At 57.2% G+C, this 21,517-nt stretch carries 20 protein-coding genes and 1 tRNA gene; 15 read left to right on the forward strand and 6 right to left on the reverse strand.

Annotated elements, in window-relative coordinates:
- The first annotated feature begins 441 nt into the window (after positions 1-441).
- The 7 genes from JJB74_RS03295 to JJB74_RS03325 all read left to right on the forward strand — a co-directional run bounded on the left by JJB74_RS03295 (position 442) and on the right by JJB74_RS03325 (position 6,747).
- Positions 442-2,421 (forward strand): hypothetical protein, encoded by a 1,980-nt coding sequence (locus JJB74_RS03295; protein ID WP_200590368.1) that lies wholly within the window; start codon positions 442-444, stop codon positions 2,419-2,421.
- Positions 2,422-2,463: 42 nt separating this feature from the next.
- A complete protein-coding gene (locus JJB74_RS03300; RefSeq protein ID WP_200590369.1) occupies positions 2,464-3,495 on the forward strand; it encodes an IS630 family transposase in 1,032 nt (343 codons plus the stop codon).
- A gap of 27 nt (positions 3,496-3,522) precedes the next feature.
- The gene (locus JJB74_RS03305; protein WP_200590370.1) at positions 3,523-4,083 is read left to right on the forward strand and encodes a hypothetical protein; all 561 of its coding nucleotides are present in this window, start codon (positions 3,523-3,525) and stop codon (positions 4,081-4,083) included.
- A gap of 309 nt (positions 4,084-4,392) precedes the next feature.
- Positions 4,393-4,818, forward strand: a complete 426-nt coding sequence (locus JJB74_RS03310) for a hypothetical protein (protein ID WP_200590371.1) — start codon at positions 4,393-4,395, stop codon at positions 4,816-4,818.
- Between the two features lie 148 nt (positions 4,819-4,966).
- The gene (locus JJB74_RS03315) at positions 4,967-5,380 is read left to right on the forward strand and encodes a hypothetical protein (protein ID WP_200590372.1); all 414 of its coding nucleotides are present in this window, start codon (positions 4,967-4,969) and stop codon (positions 5,378-5,380) included.
- A gap of 17 nt (positions 5,381-5,397) precedes the next feature.
- A complete protein-coding gene (locus tag JJB74_RS03320; RefSeq protein WP_200590373.1) occupies positions 5,398-5,760 on the forward strand; it encodes a hypothetical protein in 363 nt (120 codons plus the stop codon).
- A gap of 120 nt (positions 5,761-5,880) precedes the next feature.
- Entirely contained in the window at positions 5,881-6,747 is an 867-nt protein-coding gene (locus JJB74_RS03325) for a hypothetical protein (protein ID WP_200590374.1), read from the forward strand.
- Here the strand turns inward: JJB74_RS03325 and JJB74_RS03330 are convergent.
- Entirely contained in the window at positions 6,744-6,986 is a 243-nt protein-coding gene (locus tag JJB74_RS03330) for a hypothetical protein (RefSeq protein ID WP_200590375.1), read from the reverse strand. The genes JJB74_RS03325 and JJB74_RS03330 overlap by 4 nt on opposite strands.
- Before the next feature lie 123 nt (positions 6,987-7,109).
- On the reverse strand, positions 7,110-7,247 hold the full coding sequence (locus JJB74_RS03335) for a hypothetical protein (RefSeq protein WP_200590376.1): 138 nt from the start codon (positions 7,245-7,247) through the stop codon (positions 7,110-7,112).
- A 102-nt stretch (positions 7,248-7,349) separates the two neighbouring features.
- Between JJB74_RS03335 and JJB74_RS03340 the strand changes: the two genes are divergently transcribed.
- Together JJB74_RS03340 and JJB74_RS03345 are read left to right on the forward strand one after the other, a co-directional pair.
- Positions 7,350-8,567 carry a multidrug effflux MFS transporter gene (locus JJB74_RS03340; RefSeq protein ID WP_267913124.1) on the forward strand — a complete coding sequence of 406 codons (1,218 nt, stop codon included), beginning with the start codon at positions 7,350-7,352 and terminating at the stop codon, positions 8,565-8,567.
- An 87-nt stretch (positions 8,568-8,654) separates the two neighbouring features.
- Positions 8,655-9,650 carry an SDR family oxidoreductase gene (locus JJB74_RS03345; RefSeq protein WP_200590377.1) on the forward strand — a complete coding sequence of 332 codons (996 nt, stop codon included), beginning with the start codon at positions 8,655-8,657 and terminating at the stop codon, positions 9,648-9,650.
- 130 nt (positions 9,651-9,780) lie between these two features.
- On the opposite strand, the gene JJB74_RS03350 is transcribed toward JJB74_RS03345, so the two are convergent.
- Positions 9,781-10,641, reverse strand: coding sequence for a ThiF family adenylyltransferase (locus tag JJB74_RS03350; RefSeq protein ID WP_200590378.1), 861 nt, complete (start codon positions 10,639-10,641; stop codon positions 9,781-9,783).
- Between the two features lie 293 nt (positions 10,642-10,934).
- On the opposite strand from JJB74_RS03350, the gene JJB74_RS03355 reads away from it, so the two are divergent.
- Positions 10,935-11,609 carry a class I SAM-dependent methyltransferase gene (locus tag JJB74_RS03355; protein ID WP_200590379.1) on the forward strand — a complete coding sequence of 225 codons (675 nt, stop codon included), beginning with the start codon at positions 10,935-10,937 and terminating at the stop codon, positions 11,607-11,609.
- Between the two features lie 44 nt (positions 11,610-11,653).
- Here the strand turns inward: JJB74_RS03355 and JJB74_RS03360 are convergent, their stop codons facing one another.
- On the reverse strand, positions 11,654-12,415 hold the full coding sequence (locus tag JJB74_RS03360; RefSeq protein ID WP_234483639.1) for a GNAT family N-acetyltransferase: 762 nt from the start codon (positions 12,413-12,415) through the stop codon (positions 11,654-11,656).
- Between the two features lie 44 nt (positions 12,416-12,459).
- Entirely contained in the window at positions 12,460-13,338 is an 879-nt protein-coding gene (locus tag JJB74_RS03365) for an N-acyl amino acid synthase FeeM domain-containing protein (RefSeq protein ID WP_200590380.1), read from the reverse strand.
- Positions 13,339-14,183: 845 nt separating this feature from the next.
- Here JJB74_RS03365 and pepA point away from each other — a divergent pair.
- The 4 genes from pepA (at position 14,184) to trmB (ending at position 16,988) form a co-directional block, all read left to right on the forward strand.
- Complete coding sequence (gene pepA / locus JJB74_RS03370) at positions 14,184-15,017, forward strand: flocculation-associated PEP-CTERM protein PepA (protein WP_200590381.1); 834 nt, start codon at positions 14,184-14,186, stop codon at positions 15,015-15,017.
- Positions 15,018-15,140: 123 nt separating this feature from the next.
- Positions 15,141-15,214, forward strand: a tRNA-Gly gene (locus tag JJB74_RS03375).
- A gap of 168 nt (positions 15,215-15,382) precedes the next feature.
- Positions 15,383-16,171 (forward strand): bestrophin-like domain, encoded by a 789-nt coding sequence (locus JJB74_RS03380; RefSeq protein WP_200590382.1) that lies wholly within the window; start codon positions 15,383-15,385, stop codon positions 16,169-16,171.
- A 97-nt stretch (positions 16,172-16,268) separates the two neighbouring features.
- On the forward strand, positions 16,269-16,988 hold the full coding sequence (gene trmB, locus JJB74_RS03385) for a tRNA (guanosine(46)-N7)-methyltransferase TrmB (RefSeq protein ID WP_200590383.1): 720 nt from the start codon (positions 16,269-16,271) through the stop codon (positions 16,986-16,988).
- A 10-nt stretch (positions 16,989-16,998) separates the two neighbouring features.
- On the opposite strand, the gene pncB is transcribed toward trmB, so the two are convergent.
- Entirely contained in the window at positions 16,999-18,192 is a 1,194-nt protein-coding gene (pncB, locus tag JJB74_RS03390) for a nicotinate phosphoribosyltransferase (RefSeq protein WP_200590384.1), read from the reverse strand.
- A gap of 608 nt (positions 18,193-18,800) precedes the next feature.
- Between pncB and rpoD the strand changes: the two genes are divergently transcribed.
- Positions 18,801-21,296, forward strand: coding sequence for an RNA polymerase sigma factor RpoD (gene rpoD, locus JJB74_RS03395; RefSeq protein ID WP_200590385.1), 2,496 nt, complete (start codon positions 18,801-18,803; stop codon positions 21,294-21,296).
- The last annotated feature ends 221 nt before the right edge of the window (positions 21,297-21,517 follow it).

The following is a 21,517-nucleotide window of genomic DNA, read 5'->3' on the forward strand; positions in this document are numbered from 1 at the left end:
CCAATTGGCGCCGCCCCCGTACAAGATCACGCCTTGCGATAACCATGCAATTGATTGGTCGGCCGCCGCAATCAAGGCAGTTGCAGCCAACATTCCACCTAAATTCGCCGAACGCTTGGATCTAGAAAAGATTGAAATATGCGCGCAAGTCCGAAGCCTGATATCGCTAATTCTGCCGCGCATGGATCGGGATGGAGAATTATATTCCCCGAAAAAAAGGCACGTATATCCATGACAGCGCCGCCTGAAGGCGTTCAGACCGGTTGCAAGAAACGCATTACAGCGCTTGCCAGCCTATCGCGAACGTTCTCAAAACAGCAACCAGCCTGTGATTGCGGCTACCGCATGCTCTTTCGGCGCGCATGACAGTCTCCGTTCAAAAGTGTGCTGATCAATTTCGTGCCCGCCGTTACCAAGGCAGCTCTTTTTTGGGATGTAACCATGAAATCTCAACTAGCAAGCAATTCCGTTTCCCGCACGCAGGCTGCGCCGGAGGCGACGTATCCCGGCCTGTCCGACTTGCCCCATGCGGTCATGCCCAATATCTGGCTGCGCTTGCCGGAAGACGCGATGGCAGCGCTGTTATGCACAGCCAAGCGCTTTTATGACGAAGAAGAATTTCGCACGTTTCGACGCCTGGAGCGTAGATTCGATTTAACCGCGCGACCTACTTTTGTCGTTGAGGAAGGCTCGTTTTTCCATCATTCAGGCATGCCGTCCGCCTACTTCGACAAGGTGCGCGATATGCTTGATGACAAAAGCCTCACGCAGGCAGGCCGGGCTCGAAACCTGGAATCGTTTATAGATCAGCCGAAACCTTCCCATCAACGCGCGGAATATCTCCGGATTTGCTTCGACGCATTGAGGAATCTGGATAAAAGTCTCAGGGGCCGCGTCCTCGATCGAATTTTCCAAAGCGAGATTTCAAGGCAAACGCATTCGAACAGGCAAATGCTCGCCGATTTCCAGCTTGCGTTCACTACCACGCGAAACACCAGTGAACGCGCCCTTTCCGAAGAGTTCGATGTAACGTCCATGTCGCCACATTGCGGCACGTCCATGAAAATATGGTTCCTTTACGCAAAGGGGTACGTAAAGGAACGTCAGCTCGCCCAAGAAATGACGAACAGAAACGCCAATGCGGAAATAGCTGCCGGCACAACATTCGCAGAGCTGATCGAATTCATGAAAGGCACGAAAGACTCACAAGTGGTCGATGCCCTGCCCTGGGTTCTGGCCTTTTGCGCCGCGAAAACCGGAAAAACCCAAATGCGGCACAGGCCCTTCGGGATCAGCTTTTGCGAAGCGCTTCCGACTCAGGGATCTCTGAATACCCTTGCGCGAGTTTACTTTCATAGATGCCGGGACATACAGCCGGAACTCGCAGTTCAATTGCACATGGCAAGCCTGGAATTACTTTTTCTGCAGGGAATCGATATATGCTTTGCACCGAATGATCCGAATCGAAAATTCGCCGAACAAATACAATTCGAAACCGTTGTAGCATTGATTTATGCATTGGCTCAATTAAAGGGCGAGACGCATGACGCAACCATGGAATATCTGATGCACCGGATGGGAAGCCATTTCTTTGAAATTAATCTTAATTTCGAGAAACTGTGCAATCAGATCGTAGAGAACTCAGCCACAAAAAACCGAGCCAGGCTGATCGCTCAGGCGATGCTGGTCTATGCACTCAACCAGTCAATTAATTATGCCAGGAAAAATCACGACGATGCATGCTCCGCCTTGGAAAGCATGGCTGATATTTGCCAGTCCCTGCCTGTTGAAGACATGACAGCCGAAGTATTGGCAACATTTTCATGCATGACTGCCTATCTGAATGAGCCAGAATTGCAATCCCGCATGCTTGACTGGATTATCGCGATCCTGGCATCCAGATCGCCGTTCGAGCATCCGCGATTACTCGTTTTACTGGCGCATTTATCCGTTTTCTTCAGCTCCGAGGATGGAACGAGATTGCGGACGGTTCTGAAGGAGTTTGCAAAGAGGCTGTCGAAGCCGTATGAAAATGTGCTCACTGCGGCCTTGCACGGGTCCTTCGCGCTTGCGGATGCGCTTGGGAAACTTGAAATCGGACAGAAAGTTTTCTATTCATCCCTTTGGCGCAATTACAGTTCTACCCTTGTCGATCTTCCTGCGCTGGATTGTCTGACGCAAGGAATGGAGTTGATCTTATCCGGAAATTATCACCAAGAATTCACTACTTCATTCTTTCTTCAAATGGAGGCTATGCAAACCTGGCCGTCGCTGAATAAGCAGCACTTGTCCGAGCCACTGCTATTTTTTTCAAGCAACGATGGTTGGAAAAATTCCGATCATGTCGTATCGGATTCATCACAGGATGAGTTGCAAGAATTGAATATGACCTTGTCTCCGGGAACACAGCTGAATTACTAACCTTTCATGAAGTAATGCCATGTCGCTGCTATGATGGTGGACATGAGATGCAAACGAACGTCAGATGGTCGCAAGCTCGACCACCACACGCTGCAGGTGATGCGGCAGCAGGCCATCAGGGCCGTACATGAGGGGCAGACGGTGACCAGCGTCGCGGCAGTTTTCGGGCTGAACGTGCGCACGGTATTCAACTGGCTGGCCAAGTTTTCCGACGGCGGCGAACAGGCGCTGCTCGCCAAACCGATTCCGGGACGTCCAGCCAAGGTCAGCGATGAAGAGATGCACTGGATCGCTCAGGCAGTCAGAAACCATACGCCCCAGCAGTTCGAGTTGGAATACGGCCTGTGGACGCTGTCGCTGATTGCCAAGCTGATCCACCGCCAGTTTGGCAAGTCGCTCTCGTTGGCGTCTGTCAGCCGGATCATGAAGCTGCTCGGTTTTTCGGCGCAGAAGCCGCTGTACCAGGCTTGGCAACAGGATGCTGCCATGGTCAGGCGCTGGGAAACCGAAACGTATCCGCAGATCAAGGCAGAAGCACGCGCAGTCGGTGCCACGGTGTACTTTGCCGATGAAGCCGGTATCCGCTCTGATTACCACACCGGCACGACTTGGGCACCGGTTGGCGAAACACCGGTCGTCACGGTCACTGGCCGCCGCTTCTCATTGAATATGATTTCTGCCGTCAGCCCACGCGGTGACTTCCGTTTCATGGTGCATGATGGAACGGTGACTGCGCCAGTGTTCAAGGACTTCCTGAGCCGCCTGATGATCGGTGCCACCAGGCCAGTCTTTGTGATTGTGGACGGCCATCCGATTCACAAGTCCCGGCAGGTACAGGACTATGTAGAAGGACTCAATGGACAGCTTCGGCTGTTTTACCTGCCGCCGTACGCGCCACATTTGAACCCGGACGAGCAGGTGTGGGCTCACGTTAAGCGCCGTGTCAGCAAGCAGGCGGTACAGGCCAAGGACGATATGAAAAAGTTGGCGCTTGGCGCCCTACGCCGCCTTCAGAAACTCCCACGTCTGGTGCGATCCTTCTTCCTGCAGCCTGAATGTCAATACGCGAGATAGTGACTCTACTTTGTAAAAGGTTAGTATTTGGCAGGCATGATTGAAAATGGCCATTATGGCTTTGCTGTACAAGCGGTCGCGATGGCGGTACTGAGGTATCCGCAGATGCTACCTTCGCAGCTCGATATGCAACAGGTTTCCCTGTCACACCTCCGATCCGTGTTCGAGCTTTGCGCGAGAAACAAGGAGGACCTTCCGCTCATTCTCGAAACCGGAAAAAAGGCGTGCGCCGCCGGTAATCAGCACATCGTCAACCTCTTGCCTTTCTGGCAGAAAGTGTTGGAGAAATGTACGCCTGCGGAACGCTATCGCATTTTGCATCAACTCGCATCCGGCCATTATCCAATTGAAGGAACGCCAAGCTCGGCTGACTTGGCATTCATGAAATCGATGGCCGAACTGGCAAAATTCCTGCGCGACGGCGATAAGCCCGACTACTTGAATTTGCTGGTCAAGAACGTCGATATGCCCATTAATGAAGCAGGACTCAAGCTTTTCGAGCCGATCAAAGCCGTTGCCGCCAGGATTCCCGAGGAATTTTCCCATCGCTTGCGTCTGGAAAAGATCGAAGCCCGGGTCGATAGCTAGCCGTAAACCTGTTCCTCATCGGATCATTACCCGTTCATTAATACCGGTCTGCGCACCCTGCGCGGCAGGCTGTGTTTGATTAGCTTTCCATCACGGGTCCCCGCAGGCGGTGGTACGTGTCCTAGGAAATCGGCACATGTCGCCGTCTTGTCGAGGCCGCGGGCTTTCGGTCAGTCATTGATATCGGCCGGCCGGTTACCTCTAACGCAGCAAAAATTTCCCAACTTAAACATCGCAGCTTGGCGTTCGGCAATCCGAGCAATTGCAGGTTTCGTGTCACTCAGAATCTTTTTTTAAACGGATCCCGCCATGAGACGCGCGCACGAATCTTCTTCCCAACTTTGCGTCCAGCCTGCACCGGACTTCACAATCAATACGCTGATCACCCTGCCAGGCGACGTCATGCCCAACATCTGGCTGCGTTTGCCGGAAGAAGCGAAGGCAGCGCTGCCATGCACGGCCAAACGCTTCTATTTTGATAAGGATTTGAAAATATCGCAAAAATCGGAGCGTCGAATTACCTTGGCTTCAAGGCCAAACTTCGTGGCCCGCGACAGGCACATAGAAAGCATAAATTCTGGCGAATTAAGTAAAGCTTTAAAAAATGAAAAATGCTCTGGAACGGATTTGGCCCAAAACCCTGTATTGATGATGAATCCGCCTATATCCACACCTTGGAAGCAAAATTTGTGCGATCTTTTTTTGAGCATTTTCGAAAGCTGGACAAAAATTTAAGAAGTCAGACTTTGGAATTTCTTTTTAAAACCAAAAATTTCGATAACTATGGACACCCTGATTCCTACTTCAACACAAGCTTGCGGAATTTTTTGGCAAGAGAGAAAATTACGAACAAGCTTTTGCAGAAGAACTGGATACAAATTCCATGTCAACACCATGCAAAGCATTTTATAAAACAAAACTACTTTTTTGGAGTGCCCTCGAATCAAATGACGATAACAATTCGTCTCGCGAAACACTGATTGCGCTTACAAGGAATGCCGACCGCACCGAAATATTCGACATTATCCCAGTCGTACTATCTTCTTGCGACTACTACTGCGACGATGAAAGTGATCGAGAAGATGAATTTCCATTGGATGAAAAAAAGTCCGCGAAGGAAAAACTGGCAATTCAATTAATCCCGGCATGCTTCGACCTTTGCAATATCCTCGAACCAGCGCTCTCCGCAAGAATGCTTATGGCCAGCTTGGAAATGCTACTTGTCGGTGGACAGGGAGATTATGGATACCATCCCGATTTGAGCGACGTTCCATACTCACGAAGCCGGTTTTCGTAAAGATTGCTGAAGCACTGATGCGATATTTGCTGCAGCTAAAGGGCGATGCGCTCACCAAGGAAGTAATTTATCTTGCCTATAGAATGACTTATTTTCTTCACATGGAGGGCGCGGATGTCGCAACGTTGTGCGAGCACATTATGGAGTCGGCACTTGAAAATAGAGCCACACTGATTGCCCAGTTGATGATCGGCTACGTTATGGACCAATGCTGGTTGAACGAAAACTATTACACCGAGCGGATTCGCAGCGCCTCCCCGATAGTGTCATTGAAAAGAATGCTCGAGATTTTCGGAAATTTGCCGCCCGATGAACTGACAGAAGATGTGTTGGCAATGTTTTCGTGCGTGACGGCCTATCTGCGTACGCCAAAATTTTAATCCAAAACGCTCGCCTGGATTGTTGCGGTTTTAAAGAAGAAGTCTCCACCGGGCCATCTTCGCTTATTTTGCTTGCTCGCGCATCTATCGGTTTTCTTTAAAGGCAGCGACGGAAAACTATTGCAAGATACTTTGAGAGATTTTCTGCAACGCATGCCTGAAAGGCAGGCAAGCATGGTCGCGCGCGCCAGGGCCGAGGCTAACTCGCTGGCAAGGCACATGGCGGAATCTGGTTTTGACGTGCAGTCCTTTTTTATGAATCTCTGGGTCTACCATATGGAAGACCATGAATCATTCGAAATGGGTATAGACGACGAGTTAAGGCCGGTGGCGAACTCAATTCTTTCGAAGAAACATCACGATGGATTAATATCCTCATTTTTCATCCAATTAAATGCAATGCGCGTATGGCCGGCGAACAGCAAAACTTACCTGACTGAGCCATTGATATTTTTTTGCTGCGCTGACAATCACGAAAACGCCATTTTTATTGACCCGGAGACTCGCGAGGATGAAGTAAAACAATTGCAGAAGATTCTGTCCCCAGCCGTACAGATAAAATATTTGGCACGCCTAATGGGAAACGGCTATTCAGCCATCGATATGTTCGTCGGAACAGCAGTGCTGAGGTATCCAACGCTTATGCCATATAGTAATGATTTCGCTTCCACCATCCAAAGAGGAACCCGAGCTCACATACTGCTCATGCTGGAACTTTGCGATGGATATGAAAATCTTCCATCCATTCTTGCACAGTGTGAAAACATGAAAAACATGGACATCGCACCGGTTTTGGAGATCCTTCCGTTTTTGAAAAGGCGGCTGCACGAATCTCCTTCGGACGTACGCTTGCGTCTATTGATGCTGCTTGTTTCCAACGATTTTTCATTTTCATACCCCATGACGGATAGAGAGTGCGAGCTCGCTCATTCGATCATCGATTTGGCGACATTCTTGCGCGAAGGTGACAGGCCAATCTATCTTTAATGTCCATGGATGAAAGCGATGATATCGGCCACGTGGATGTCGAACACGTCACACCCGATATTGCGGATGCCAAGTCCAATCCAGATTCTCGTGGCTAGCAATGCCCATTGACGGCGCGAGCGCGACAGCGACTTCTGCACCAGGTTTTCCGGTTCGGGACGGTGCCCGGGCGATCCAAACCACTGCGGCGCGCCTGCGTTAGCGTTGGCACGCGTCGCAACGCGGGCAATGGGTTTCATGCCCTGGCGCTGATGATCCGCGCCGGCTTGCTCGCAAGGCGGCGTCGATGCAATTACGCTATGCTTCGTGCTTCCAAAAACCGGAGCGGAGCGCGGTGCATGAATGCGGTAGCAAGAGAGATTTCAGGGATGCGCCATGCCGGGATGCGGCGCGGCTGCGCGCGACGCGATGTCAAGCAATCGAGCGCATTCGCTGCGCGCCGCGGCAATCATGTCGGCCAGCCCGCGCGCGGCCTCACCATTCGGTCGCTCCGCTTCCACGGCGTCACCTCGGCAGGACAGCCTTTAACGACGAATGGCACAACACTTCTCGGCAGTAAGCGCGCCGCAATGCGACGGCGCCGTGGCGGAGGCAACTGAACCTTGTCTTCGCCCACACCGGAAAAAGCCGCCCCCACCACCAATGCGCTGGCCCTGATGCTCGCCGCGCTGGCGATGCTGGGACCGTTCGCGGTCGACACCTACCTGCCCGCCTTCGCCAGCATCGAGCAGTCGCTGCATGCCACGCCCATCGAAGTGCAGCAGACGCTGACGGCCTACATGCTGTCCTTCGGCATCATGACGCTGTGGCACGGCGCGCTGTCGGACTCCTATGGCCGGCGCGGCATCATCCTGATCTGCCTGGCAGCGTTCGCCGTGGCTTCACTGGCCTGCGCGGCGTCGCACAGCATTACCTATCTGTGGATCTTCCGCATCCTGCAGGGCGTGTCCGCCGGCGCGGGCGTGGTGATCGGCCGCGCCATCATCCGCGACCTATATGCCGGCGCGGCGGCGGCGCGGCTGCTGTCGCTGGTGACGATGATCTTCTCGATCGCGCCAGCGATCGCGCCGATCATGGGCGGCTGGATCGTGAAGATCTTCGACTGGCGCTCGATCTTCATCTTCCTGTTCTTCTACACCGCGCTGCTGCTGTGGTGGTGCTATCGCGGCCTGCCCGAGTCGCTGCCGCCGGAGAAGCGCCAGCCCTTCAATCCCTCGGTGCTGTGGCAAAGCTACAAGGGCGTGTTCTCGTCGACGCTGTTTTACCTCGAAGCGGGCACGGTGGCCTTCAACTTCGCCGGGCTGTTCCTGTACGTGTCGGCCGCGCCGGTGTTCCTGATCCAGCATCTGCATCTTTCCGAGAGCCAGTTCGCCTGGCAATTCGTGCCCTCGGTGGCCGGCATCTTCCTCGGCGCGCTGACGGTCAATCGCCTGGCAGGCCGCGCGACGATACGGCAGCAGGCCAACGCCGGCTTTGCGCTGCTGATCGGCTCCTCGCTGTTCAACGTCGCCTACCACGCCTTCCTGCCGCCTGCGCTGCCCTGGTCGGTGCTGCCGCTGTTCTTCTACACCTTCGGCATGTCGGTGGTGGCACCCGGCGCAACGCTGCTGGTGCTGGACCTGTTTCCGCAGATCCGCGGCATCGCCGCCTCGTGCCAGTCCTGCTCGATGACGGTGCTCGGCGCCTTTGTTTCCGGCGTGCTGGCGCCGGCCTTGTCCGGTTCGGTATTGATCCTCGCCAGCGGCCAGCTCGCTCTGACCGGCACCGCGCTCGTGCTGTGGCTGCTGGCGCGGCGGCGGCGCGCGCGCATTGCCGCTTGACGGTTCGCAACCGCGCTCCGGCGCGCCCGCGACGCCGCGCGCAGCCCCTGCCTACACTGAGCGTTTTGTTCAACGGAGCAAAGCGACATGGCAACGCAAAACGGCAAGGCCGACGTGGAAGACGTGGCAGCCAAGCAGCGCAAGATCCAGCAGGAAATCGATGCGCTGGACAAGTCCGGCAAATCTTCTTCCGGCGAACAGGGCGCAGTGCAGGCCGGCGCCCGCGCGCAGCCGGCGCCGCCGCTGCCGAAGCAGCACCTGGCCAAGCCGGGCAATGAATCGGACCTGAATCCGCGGCCGAACTTCCTTGCGCCCGATTACAAGGGCAGCGGCAAGCTTGAAGGCATGAGTGCGATCGTCACCGGCGGCGATTCCGGCATCGGCCGCGCGGTTGCGGTACTGTTCGCGCGCGAAGGCGCGGACGTGGCCATCGTCTATCTGAACGAGCATGGCGACGCCGAGGAAACCCGGCAGCACATCGAGCGCGAAGGCCGGCGCTGCCTGTGCATTCCGGGCGATGTGAAGAATGCAGACTTCTGCCGTGATGCGGTCGAGCGCACGGTACGCGAATTCGGCAAGCTCGATGTGCTGGTCAACAATGCCGCGTTTCAGCTGCATGCGGAGTCGCTCGAAGACATCACCGAAGAGCATTTCGATGAAACGATGCGCACCAACATCTATGGCTACTTCCACATGGCCAAGGCCGCGCTGCCGCATCTGAAGAATGGCTCGTCCATCATCAACACCGGTTCCGAGACTGGCTTGTTCGGCAGCCCGAAGCTGCTCGATTACTCGACCACCAAGGGCGCAATCCATGCGTTCACGATGTCGCTGGCCACCAACCTGGTGTCGCGCGGCATCCGCGTCAATGCGGTAGCGCCGGGGCCGGTGTGGACGCCGTTGAACCCGGCAGATTCGGATGAAGAGAAGGTATCGAAGTTCGGCAGCGGCACCGACATGAAGCGGCCGGCGCAGCCGGAAGAGGTGTCGCCGGCCTATGTGTTCCTGGCTGCGCCGGTGTGCTCGGGATTCATTACCGGCGTGATCCTGCCGGTGATGGGCGGCGTGACCGGCAGCGCCTGATCTGCCCTAGGGTGTGTTTGAGAAGAGTAGCGAGCGGTCCGCCATGGCGCCGAGAAGCGCACGCGTACGAATGGTACGCAGAGCATCGCAGGCGGCATGGCGGGCCGCGCAGTAGCTTATCAAACACACCCTACTCCTTGATGTGCCGGCGGATGATGGCCAACAGCAGCTTCTGCATCGGGTTGGCATTGCCGCCGGGACGCCAGGTAAAGGCCAGCTTCTGCGCATAGGCGTCGAACTGCAGGCTCCATGGCACCGCGCGGACCTTACCACGCCCCAGCAGGATCTTCAGCACCTGGGTGCCGGTGAAGCCGGCGCACAAGTCGCATGACATGCCGGTGGAAGGACCGCGCTCCTCCTTGAAGTTCACCGCTTCCGGCACGACCAGGTAATGACGGTGGATCGCCTTGGGTGCCAGGCCGGCCATGAAGCGCAGCAATTGCTCGCGCCGGCTGTGGCCCTCGAGCTGGAAGTAATCCTCGAAGCTCATCTTGCCCGGCTCGAAATACAGGAAGCCCACGCCCATGCCCAGCGGCGCGGCCGTCACCGCCGGGATGCCGCGCCGGTAGGATTCGGCGAACAGCAAACGGCGCGATTCGACCGAGAAGTAATCGATGCTGTCGACATAGATATCGACATCCTTCAGGAAGTCGTCGACGTTTTCCGGCGTCACGCCTTCGCCGAACACGCGCACATCGGCTTCGGGATTGATGTCCCTGGCCATGCGCGCCATGACCTCGGCCTTGGGCTCGCCGAGGGTGGACATCATCGCGCCGGCCTGGCGGTTGAAGTTGTGCACCTCGAAATGATCGAAGTCGGCGATGTTGAAATTGCCGATGCCCAGGCGCGCCAGGGTCAGCAGATGCGAGCCGCCGACGCCGCCCAGGCCGGCAATGGCAGCGCGCGCGCCACGCAGCCGCCCCTGCTCTTCCACAGTGACCCAGCCGATATTGCGCGAAAACGCTCTTTGGTAATCGAATTCTTTGTTCATGACTGACATCGGAACGGGTATGGCCAGCGCCGCGGCGTCCCGTGCTGTGACCGGATTGCCTTGAGCAATCTCAGGGCAGAGGGAAGTGAAAAGCGGAAACTGTAACAGAAAACCCCGGTCTACTGACTCGACAAGTCCGGCGCTGGTTCCGCTTTCATCAAGTGTCGCGGCGCGCTGTGGCTTGTCGCTTGATAGTCCGCTCACCAAGTTGATAGTCCGTTTAGCAGCTTGATAGTTCGACTGTCAGCTTTTATATTCGACAACCGTACCAATCGGAAACAGGGAACAGCTTCATGAGCAGTGGAAAAACACGGGATGAGATCGCCGAGGCTTATTCATCCGAACCATGGTGGTATGACATACGCGGCTTCTTCATTCTGACCTTCGCCTACAACAGCACGATAGGCACGCAGCTGCGCTTCTTCGGTCCGCATTTCGGGCCGAACCATCTGGAGGTGGCTTGCGGCACCGGCACGCTGCTCGAACTGATGCTGCGCTGGCGGCGCTGGAAGAAGATGCCGCAGGTGAAGATCACCGGCATCGACTATGCGCCATCGATGCTTGCCGGCGCGAAGAAGCGCTTTGCCAAGGAGCCGGACGTGCAGGTGCAGCATGCGGACGCGGCGAACCTGCCCTTCCCCGACGCGAGCTTCGATACCGCCAACATCGCCAATTCGATCCATTGCTTCCCGGCGGTCGATGATGCGCTGCGCGACATCTTCCGCGTACTCAAGCCCGGCGGCACCCTGGCTGCGAACGTGCTGCTGTACCCCGAAGGCATACCGCCGCTGCGCTGGGCCGCGCAGCGCATCAACGACTGGGGCATACGCAAGGGCATCCTGTACAGCCCGTTCCATGAGGAAGAGATCCGTCGCCGCATGCTGGCGATTGGCTATGAAGTGGCGCGGGAATTCAAGTCCGGCAATACCTGGAACGTGGTCGTGCGCAAACCCAAACGGGCTGCCTGAGGAAGGAAAGTTGCCCGGTGTCCCCGATGCAGGACACCGGCAGCTCAGCCGATGGCGAGCAGACGCTGGTGGATACCGGCTTCCTCGCGCGGCGAAAAGAAGAAAGGATAGAGCGAACGGGTATGGGCGGCGCGGTCGCTGCTGCCGCCATGGATCTGGATCTGCTCTTCCACATAATCCAGGTCAGCCCACAGCAGATACGCGGGCGCATTCACGCGTGGATTGGTGCGGATCTCGCTCTGGCGCTTGAAGCCGAGCATCGATTCATAGAAGCGGCGATGGCGCGGATTGACCTCGATGAAGACATCGGTGCAGCCATGGATGCGCCTGCCGTAGATGAAGATGATGTGAAACAGCGAGGCCAGCGCGAATTTCGATCGGATGTCCGGATCGAACGCGAGCTTGGTCATCTCGCATACCTTGCGCCCCCTGGCGCGAAAGCTGTCCACTTCCGGTTTGAAAATCTCGTCCGCGAGCAGTCCTTCGTCGGAGTCGATGCCGAGCGTGACAGTGCCTATGACCCGTTCATGATCGGATGCGGTCAGCGTCAGGCGCGACGGATGCTGCCTGACCTGATGACCGCCGCCATAGCCGCGCCACTGATACATCTTGTTGATCAGCATGCTGGCCGAATTGCGGCCCTTCTCGGTGTCGGCGAGACGGATCTTGAAGTTCTTTTGTTCGATGACGAAGTCGTCAACGGGCCCCGCCTGCGGATCATCGTCCGGCGTCGCATGGCCATCGCTGATGACGCGGCTGCCTTCGTGCGGTCCCAGCGGATCGTCCGGTCCAGAAATGCCGGACATCAGGAAGTTGCTTCCAAATTGAATCGCTGGATACCCATAAAGCCCTAATGCGAATTCGTCATGCGTTCCACGGTTGTGGTCCCTCTACTTGCCTGATAAACACCGGCCAATGCATTCAGCACATCAGCGTTACCGGGGTCCTTGCGCAGCATGGCAATGTATTTCTCAATGATAACCTTGTTTTGCTGCTCGCTGATCGGACAAAAGAAGTAGGGATATAGGGTCTTTTCTGCGTTTTCATGGGTGCTGGTACCACCGACGCGACGAACCTGCTCTTCCACGAAGTCGGTGTCGACACACAGCAGATAAGCCGGCGCATTCACGCGCGGGTTCATCTTCTTCGGGCCGCGCGCGGTGAAACCGAGCATGCGCTCATAGAAGCGGCGATGACGCGGGTTGACTTCAATGAACACGTCCCTGACGCCCTGCACCCGGCGCACATAAATCAAAACCATGTGAAACAACGATGCCAGCGCCACTTTCGACCGAACGGAAGGATCGAAAGCCAGCTTGGTCAATTCGCACACTTTGCGGCCCTGGCGGCGCGAAACATCGATCTCATCCTTGAAGATTTCATCGGCCAGGATGCCGGACGGTGAATCGATGCCCATGGTAATCGTGCCGAGCACCTGATCGCCCTGGGAAATCGTCATCGTGTAGCGATGCGAATGCTCGGCGAGCGGATTGGAAACGGTGTAGCCACGGGTGGCATACATGCGATGTATCAGTGAACTGGCATCGCTGCGGCAGGTCTCACTGGAAACCATGCGAATCTGGAAACTTCTTTCATCGACTTCAAGATCATGCACCTCTGAATAAGCATGTACCGAAGTTCTGGTCTCCTGTTCACGGCGCTCGTGCAGCCGATCCTGACCAGAAGCTTCGGTCTTCAGATAGGTCTTTTGGTCTTGATGATCAAACACTGTAGAGGCTCCTTAAATTTGCAGATACTTTCCGTTCGTTTCAAAGTTGCCGCCAGGACAGCGTATTCCATCGAAAGATTTTGACTATCGGCAACACGGGAGATTAGAAGGGGGTAGTTCCAATAGGTTCGCGAAGTGCGAAATTAGGCGACGAACGGCAATTTTTCCCGTTGGCAAATAGAAAACATGGTCAAAATGCTCTCTGTAGTGCCCAGTGAATGACTGGCCGAGTCAGGTATGCAGGTTTCGACGAAATGCAGGAGGATTTTGCATATCCGCGTGTTTTCGCGGAGAAACTTTTCTTCTGAGTCATAGCTTTATCGATTTTCTTGTACGGCATGGAACGAATGCCTGTCTCCTTTTAGCGGTTGAACAATTTACAAGATGTTTTTTGTGCACGAGTTGATCGAAATACACAATTCCTGCAGTAAAGCGGAAACCTTTTCCGATTTTGCAATGTCATTCGACCGCAGCGTCCTCCCAAACTTTATTCAAATAGCAAGACCTTCCCCCTCTCTTTAGCGCTACTCAACGGAGCGCAATTCACTTCCTTTCGAGAATTTTCTGATTTGCACTTTTCCTAAGTGCATTACTCCGCTTGCGCGAAATCAAGGATTGCAACACGGGAATGTCGTGTGTTTTTACATGATTTCACATCAGCAAGCATAAATTTCACATAAGGTCATGTTTTTTAATAAGTTTTTTATTTGGCATGGTTACTGCTAGAAGAAACATGTCGAATAACCAAAACTTAGCGACATCAGCGAAAAACCGAGAGTTTACAGGCCGTGCCGATTCACTGGGAGGCTCTGTAATTGCACGAAATGAAAATTTTCGGAGAAAACATGAAAACGATTTTCAGCAAAACCCTGCTGGCAGCTGCATTGACCGGCGCTTTGGGTCTGGCGAGCTCGGGCGCCATGGCTCAAGTCAATTTCCCGGATTTCCGGGTCACGGAGACATCGGTGCCGGGCGCGGCCGCAGGCTCCTTCACCGCTGACAAGATCACCGGCAACTACACCGAAGTGATTACCTTCAGCGGCAGTACCTTCAACGTGTCCCTGCTGTGGAATGCCGGCCAGTTCGTCGCCAATAACGGCACCTCGCCAGTGCCGACGCAACTGGGCCAGACCGGTTCGACGATTTCGCAGCAGTACGGCATGTATGCGCTCTACACTGGTTCCGGCACCGTCAGCTCGGGCGCGGGTGGCACCACTACCTTCAACTTCACGCCGGGCGGCAGCCTGCAGGTGTTCATCGATCCGAGCACCAACTCGACCTTCAACCAGCCAGCCAATGGCTCGACCGCCTGGACCGTGAGCAACAACAGCGACGACTACCTGATCGCCACTGGCATCCCGACCTCCGGTCAGGGCACGCTGAATCCGTCACTGTCGACCTGCTCCAACGGCACCGGCGCCGGCATCAACTGCGGCAGCTTCGGTTCTTCCACCAGCTTCAACCTGACCGCACAGGGCAGCCAGTACTTCACTTCGCCGACGCCGTTCTACAACGTGTCCTTCCAGTCGGGCCAGCTGAACAACTTCAGCCCGACCGGCACGCAGGTGATCAATGGCTCGATGGACGTGGTGTTCGGCGTTCCTGAGCCGGCCAGCGTTGCGCTGATCGGTCTGGGCATGTTGGGCCTGGGCCTGTCGCGTCGTCGCAAGCAGGCGTAAGCCTCTCCAAAGGCGCTGTACCCGCCGACTCCATGACCTCGCGGTCATGGAGTTTTGTCATGCGCGCGCATCACGCGACGGGTTTGCCAGCCAGCCGGAAACCTGCGTAGAATTGCCGGGCTCGCGGGTGTAGTTCAATGGCAGAACGAAAGCTTCCCAAGCTTTATACGAGGGTTCGATTCCCTTCACCCGCTCCATCTTCCCCCTACCGCATTTCCCAACACGCTTCCCGGCATCCGGCGCCATATCCTGGTTCGCCAGCCTTGGCTGCGCACTCCGCAGGAATCATTGCGTTCGAGACAGGCTTACCGATTAACACTTTGAATGTTAACTTCCGGTTTCGCCGTCCTTGTTCCGGAGCTGACATGCGTCTTTACGACCTGCTGTTCGACCTTCCCACCGCCCTGCTCTTCCTCATCAGCATCAGCGTGGCCTTCGCCATTTCGGGACTTGCCCTGGGCATCACACGCTGGTGCAGGCGGCTCTGGCCGGCGGCGACAGGGGCACTGATGATTTCCACGACGCTGTCCGCAACCGTTGTCCCCGCGGCATTGATGATCACCTTTATTGCCAACGAAGTTTGGGTAGCGGACAACCGGGCGAAGACCGTGGTGCTGCGCGAAGGCATGGCCATCGCCGAAAGCCTGAAGCTGCTGCGCCATTTACCGTCGGACGCGAGACCGCCGCTGCAGGAGGCCTTGCTTGCCTACGCCAGAACGGTGGTCACCGAGGATTGGGATGCCATGCGCGCGGAACAGCGCAGCGAAAACACCGAGGAAGCGATGTATCTGCTGCGCGAGCGGCTGTACGAGGCGAAACGACATCTACCCGACCTGGAGGCGGTATGGCAAACGCTGTCCGAGCAAATCGGCATCATGGTGGAAAACCGCGAAATAAGGCACAGCATCGCGCAGCTTTGCGTCAGCCCGATGAAATGGGCGATTCTGCTGCTGCTTTTCTTCGTCAATGCCTGCGCGGTCTGCGAACTCAACCCGGTCCGCTTGCGGGAACAGCTTGTCGGACTCGTTCTGCTTTCCCTGGCGTTCGGCTCCATTTCCTGGCTGATCCTGGTCTACGATCGGCCTTTCGCCGGCACCACCGCATTGCATCCGACCTTGCTCATTGAGACGCTCGCCAGCGGCGCCTGGCACTGAGCGCTGCGCATCCGTCAACACCGGCATGGCTTGCGCCCCTGCCGGCTGGGATAAAATACGGCCCTTTCCGCACCCCGCCCCTGTCGCTACTGTCCGCATGTCCGATCATTCCCCCGCCAACGCCGCCGGCAAGCCGCTGTTCTACGACCCGACCGAACGCCGCATCCGCAGCTTCGTCACCCGCGCCGGCCGGCTTTCCACCGCCCAGGCGCGCGCCCTGGAAACACTGGGACCACGCTATTGCCTGCCCTATCGCAAGGAAACCCTGGATTTCGCCGCGACCTTCGGCCGCGCGGCGCCAACCATCCTGGAAATCGGTTTCGGCATGGGCGGCACCACGGCGACGATTGCCGCCGGTATGCCGGAGCAGAACTTCATCGGCGTCGAAGTCCATACGCCGGGCGTGGGCAGCCTGTTGAAGCTGATCGGCGAACAGGGCCTGGAAAATTTGCGCATCATCCAGCATGACGCAGTCGAAGTGCTCGAGAACATGATTGCGCCGGCGTCGCTGGCCGGCGTACACATCTTCTTTCCGGACCCCTGGCACAAGGCGCGCCACAACAAGCGCCGCCTGATCCAGCCGCCCTTCATCGCGCACCTGATCACGCGCATCGCGCCGGGCGGTTATCTGCATTGCGCCACCGATTGGGAAGAATATGCGCAGCAGATGCTCGAAGTGCTCGGTGCCGAGCCGGCGCTGGAAAACAGCGCCGACGGCTATGCGCCGCGCCCGTCCTACCGGCCGGTGACGAAGTTCGAGAACCGTGGCGTGAAGCTCGGCCACGGCGTGTGGGATCTGGTGTTCCGACGTCGTTGAACGAAACGTCTCAAACCACGGCAGGATGGTTGAATACCTGCCTCAGATAAGCGAGGAAAGTCTCGTCGGTGCACATGGTCTTGCCTGGCGAATCGGACAGCTTGGCCACGGCCTGGCCATTGCACGACGTCAGCTTCATCACGATGTTCAGCGCCGCGATGCCGGTGTCGTTGGTGAGATTGGTGCCGATGCCGAAACCGGTCTGCACCCGGCCGGCAAAATGGCGATACAGCCGGATCGCCTTCGGAATATCAAGCCCGTCCGAGAACACCAGGCGCTTGGTATGCGCATCCACGCGCAGCTTCGCATAATGCGCCAGCGCCTTTTCGCCCCAGATGATCGGATCGCCGGAATCATGGCGCAGACCGTCGAAGAGCTTGGAAAAATACAGGTCGAAGTCGCGCAGGAAGGCGTCCATGCCGACCACGTCGGTCAACGCCGTGCCGAGGTCGCCGCGGAATTCCTGCACCCAGCCTTCCAGCGCTGCCTTCTGAAAGTCGCGCAGACGCACACCGAATGCCTGATAGGACTGCAGATACTCATGCGCCATTGTGCCGATTGGCACCAGGCCATGTTTCTTGGCCAGGTAGACGTTGGATGTGCCCTTGAAATACATCGGCACTTCGCGCGCCAGCGTGGCCAACACCTCGTCATGCCAGTCGCCGGAAAAGCGGCGGCGGGTGCCGAAGTCGAAGAAGGAAAAACTGTGCCGCTCCGGCACTTCGCGGCTGAATTGGCGCAGCAGTTCAATCTTTTCCGCCAGACGGCGACGGCCGTCGCGCAGTGCCTCTTCCTGAGGAAAGCGGCGGAAATACAGCTCGTTGACGATGTACAGGATGAAGATTTCGAACCCCATCACATGCACCTGCGGGCCGACGGCGCGGATGCGCAAATGCTCGCCTTCCGCGCTGACTTCCAGAAACTTGCGCTGAAAACGAAACACCGTGAGGAAGTCGACAAAGTCGCTCTTGATGAAGCGCAGCCGGCGCAGGTAATCGAGCTCATCGTCGCTGAAGGACAACCGGCACAGGTGGTCCAGCTCGCGCTCGAGCTCCGGCAGCAGCTCGGTCAGCGGGAACGCCGGATCATTGCGCAAGGCAAAGGTGTACTCGGTCTGCGCGCCCGGGTGGCTGTGCAACATCGCCTGCCACATCGTGAATTTGTAGAGATCGGTCTCGAGCAGGCTGCGTACAACAGGGGTCATGTGCGGTCCTTCGGCTTGGGGCTGGGCAGTGTCTGGCCTCGCCAGTGGCGGTGGGTGATGGGTTATATAACAAAGGCGATCACAAAGGGAAGCGATATTGACAACACTGAGAATCGGTCATTCACAAAACATATGTCTGGTATCCAAACATGCAATTGGTAAATTTTTCCACAAGCCAACATAATCCAAACCGTCTCCTCTATCTCCTTCCAGAGCATAGATTTCAGCCCGCTCCAGTCAGCGGGCTTTTTTCTTGGTGGGTTCTGCATGCCGATGTTGGACAGTTTGCGATGCCATTTTGTCTCTTGCCTGCAACTCAATGCGCAAACAAAGCTTGTTGAGGACCAAATTTCAGTCTCTTTTAATGACGCGGGATGCGCGAACGTCTATCATCCCCGGTTTGCCCGCAGGAATGGAAGTCCGCCGCATCAGCAGGACCACAGCCTCCATACCTGTTCGCCTGAAGGAACCTGCCGGTTGATTTCCAACCTAAAGACCTCAATTGACGCCCCTGACCACAGAATTCCCTGAAGTGCCAGTCCGCATCCGGACATCGATGCCGCGGCTGACCATGGTTTTTGCAAGACTGAGTGCCTGATACCGACGCAATGAACAAACCCGCTAAAACGCTTACCCTCACCTCGAAATCCGCGAAGTCCTCTTCCGCTACGCCGGCCAACGCCACGATGGTTGAGCCGCTCGATCCGGCCCAGAGCGCCGCCCCGGTGACCGTGGTGAGAAAGCGCTCCCGCCTGGCCGTGCTGAAGGAAGCCGAACACCAGGAACCTGCGAACAGCCCCGAAGCTGCCGAGACTGCGCCACCGACCGCGAGCACTGACGTCGCCGCACCGTTGGCAAACGCAGCCGAACCGGAAAAGGATGCCCCCGCCGTGACGAAAAAAACGCCCAAGGCCGTGGTGAAAACCGCCGCCGCGCCGCGCGCCGCCAAATCAGTCCAGGATGCGCAAGCGACCAAGCAGAACGCCGCGCCCGCTCCGGTGAGCGCGACCAAGGATGCCGCCGCGCTGGCCTCGATCGACACTTCCGGCTATGTGCTGCCGGGCGTGAAGGTGCCGGGCCGACGCGGCCGCAAGCCGTCCGAATTCGTTCCGGAAAACGACGAGATCGCCGCGCTGAACGCGGTCGAGCGCGCGGAACTGAAGGCCGCCAGCAAGGCCAAGGACCGCCGCAAGACCGGCATGCTCGATGAAGGCGCCACCGAAGCCGAAATCCAGAAGCGGCTGCAGAGCATCAAGACGCTGATCCATCTCGGCAAGGAACGCGGCTTTCTGACCTACTCCGAGATCAACGACCACATCCCGGAAAACGTCAACGACCCGGAAGCGATCGAAACCCTGGTCGCGACCTTCAACGACATGGGCATCGCGATCTACGAGCAGGCGCCGGACGCGGAAACGCTGCTGCTGTCGGACAATGTCGCCACCGCCGCCAGCGATGACGAAGCCGAAGCCGCCGCTGCCACCGCGCTGTCGACCGTCGATTCCGACTTCGGCCGCACCACCGACCCGGTGCGCATGTACATGCGCGAGATGGGCGCGGTACCGCTCTTGACGCGGGAAGGCGAAATCGAAATCGCCAAGCGCATCGAGACCGGCCTGCGCGACATGATCCAGGCGATCTCGGCCTGCCCGACCACGATCGAACAGATCCTCGCTTCCGGCGAGCGCCTGGCCAAGGATGAGATCAAGGTCGATGACATCGTCGACGACCTGGTCAACCTGGAAGAAGGCGAGGAATCGGCAGCGCCGGCGCCGGTCGCCGCCTCGGATGACGAGGAAGACGAGGACGAGGACGAGCTGGAAGACGAGGAAGAAGAGGAAAGCAGCGGCAGCACCGGCGGTTCCTCCACCTTCTCCGGCGAGCAGCTCGCGCAGCTGAGAAAGGGCGTGCTGGAGAAGCTGGACGCGATCCGCGCGCAGTACGAGCGCATGGTCGCCGCGGCAAAGAAGGATGGCTACGGCTCGCCGGCCTACGTCAAGGCGCAGGACATCATCTCGCATGAACTGCTGGGCATGCGCTTCACCGCGAAGACCGTGGAGACGCTGTGCGATTCGCTGCGTTCCCAGGTCGATGAAGTGCGTCATATCGAAAAGCAGATCCTGTCGATCGCGGTGGACAAGTGCGGCATGCCGCGCACCCACTTCATCAAGGTCTTCCCGGGCAACGAGACCAATCTCGACTGGGTCGATGGCGAAGTCAATGGCAAGCATCCGTACAGCGTGCTGCTGGGCCGCAATGTGCCGGCGATCAAGGAAGCGCAGAAGAAGCTGGCCGACCTGCAGGAGCGCGTGCGCCTGCCGCTGCCGGAACTGCGCCGCATCAACAAGCAGATGTCCGCCGGCGAAATGCGCACCCGCCAGGCCAAGCGTGAAATGACGGTGGCCAACCTGCGTCTGGTGATCTCGATCGCGAAGAAGTATGTGAACCGCGGCCTGCAGTTCCTGGACCTGATCCAGGAAGGCAATATCGGCCTGTTGAAAGCGGTGGACAAATTCGAATACCGCCGCGGCTTCAAGTTCTCGACCTATGCCACCTGGTGGATCCGCCAGGCCATCACCCGCGCCATCGCCGACCAGGCGCGCACGATCCGCGTGCCGGTGCACATGATCGAGACGATCAACAAGATGAACCGCATCTCGCGCCAGATCATGCAGGAAACCGGCTCCGAGCCGGATCTCGCCACGCTGGCCGAGAAGATGGACATGCCCGAGAACAAGATCCGCGAAGTGATGAAGATCGCCAAGGAGCCGATCTCGATGGAAACGCCGATGGGAGAGGACGGCGACACCCAGCTCGGCGACTTCATCGAAGACAGCAACACCCTGGCCCCGGTGGACGCGGCGCTGCATGCGTCGATGCGCAACGCGGTCAAGGAAGTGCTGGACTCGCTGACGCCGCGCGAAGCAAAGGTGCTGCGCATGCGCTACGGCGTGGAAATGTCGACCGACTACACGCTGGAAGAAGTCGGCAAGCAGTTCGACGTGACCCGCGAGCGCATCCGCCAGATCGAAGCCAAGGCGATGAACAAGCTGCGTCATCCGTCGCGTTCGGATGCGCTGAAGGCATTTCTGGAAAACAGCTGATCGGCATTTGCTCGATCAAAAAAGCCGGCGCGAGCCGGCTTTTTTATTGTCGCAACTGCGCGTGACGGCAGACAACGATGCGGATGCAGACCTTTCAAAGTGGCTGCGACATGCGTTTCACCACAGGCGCGTGCAGGAAACCGTAGGGTGGGTGCAACCCACGCGCCTGGTCGCTCGACCATCTGCCGCGTGGGTTGCGCCCACCCTACGAATCGCTCACC

The sequence above is a fragment of the Noviherbaspirillum pedocola genome (assembly GCF_016632335.1).
Taxonomy (GTDB): domain Bacteria; phylum Pseudomonadota; class Gammaproteobacteria; order Burkholderiales; family Burkholderiaceae_D; genus Noviherbaspirillum_A; species Noviherbaspirillum_A pedocola.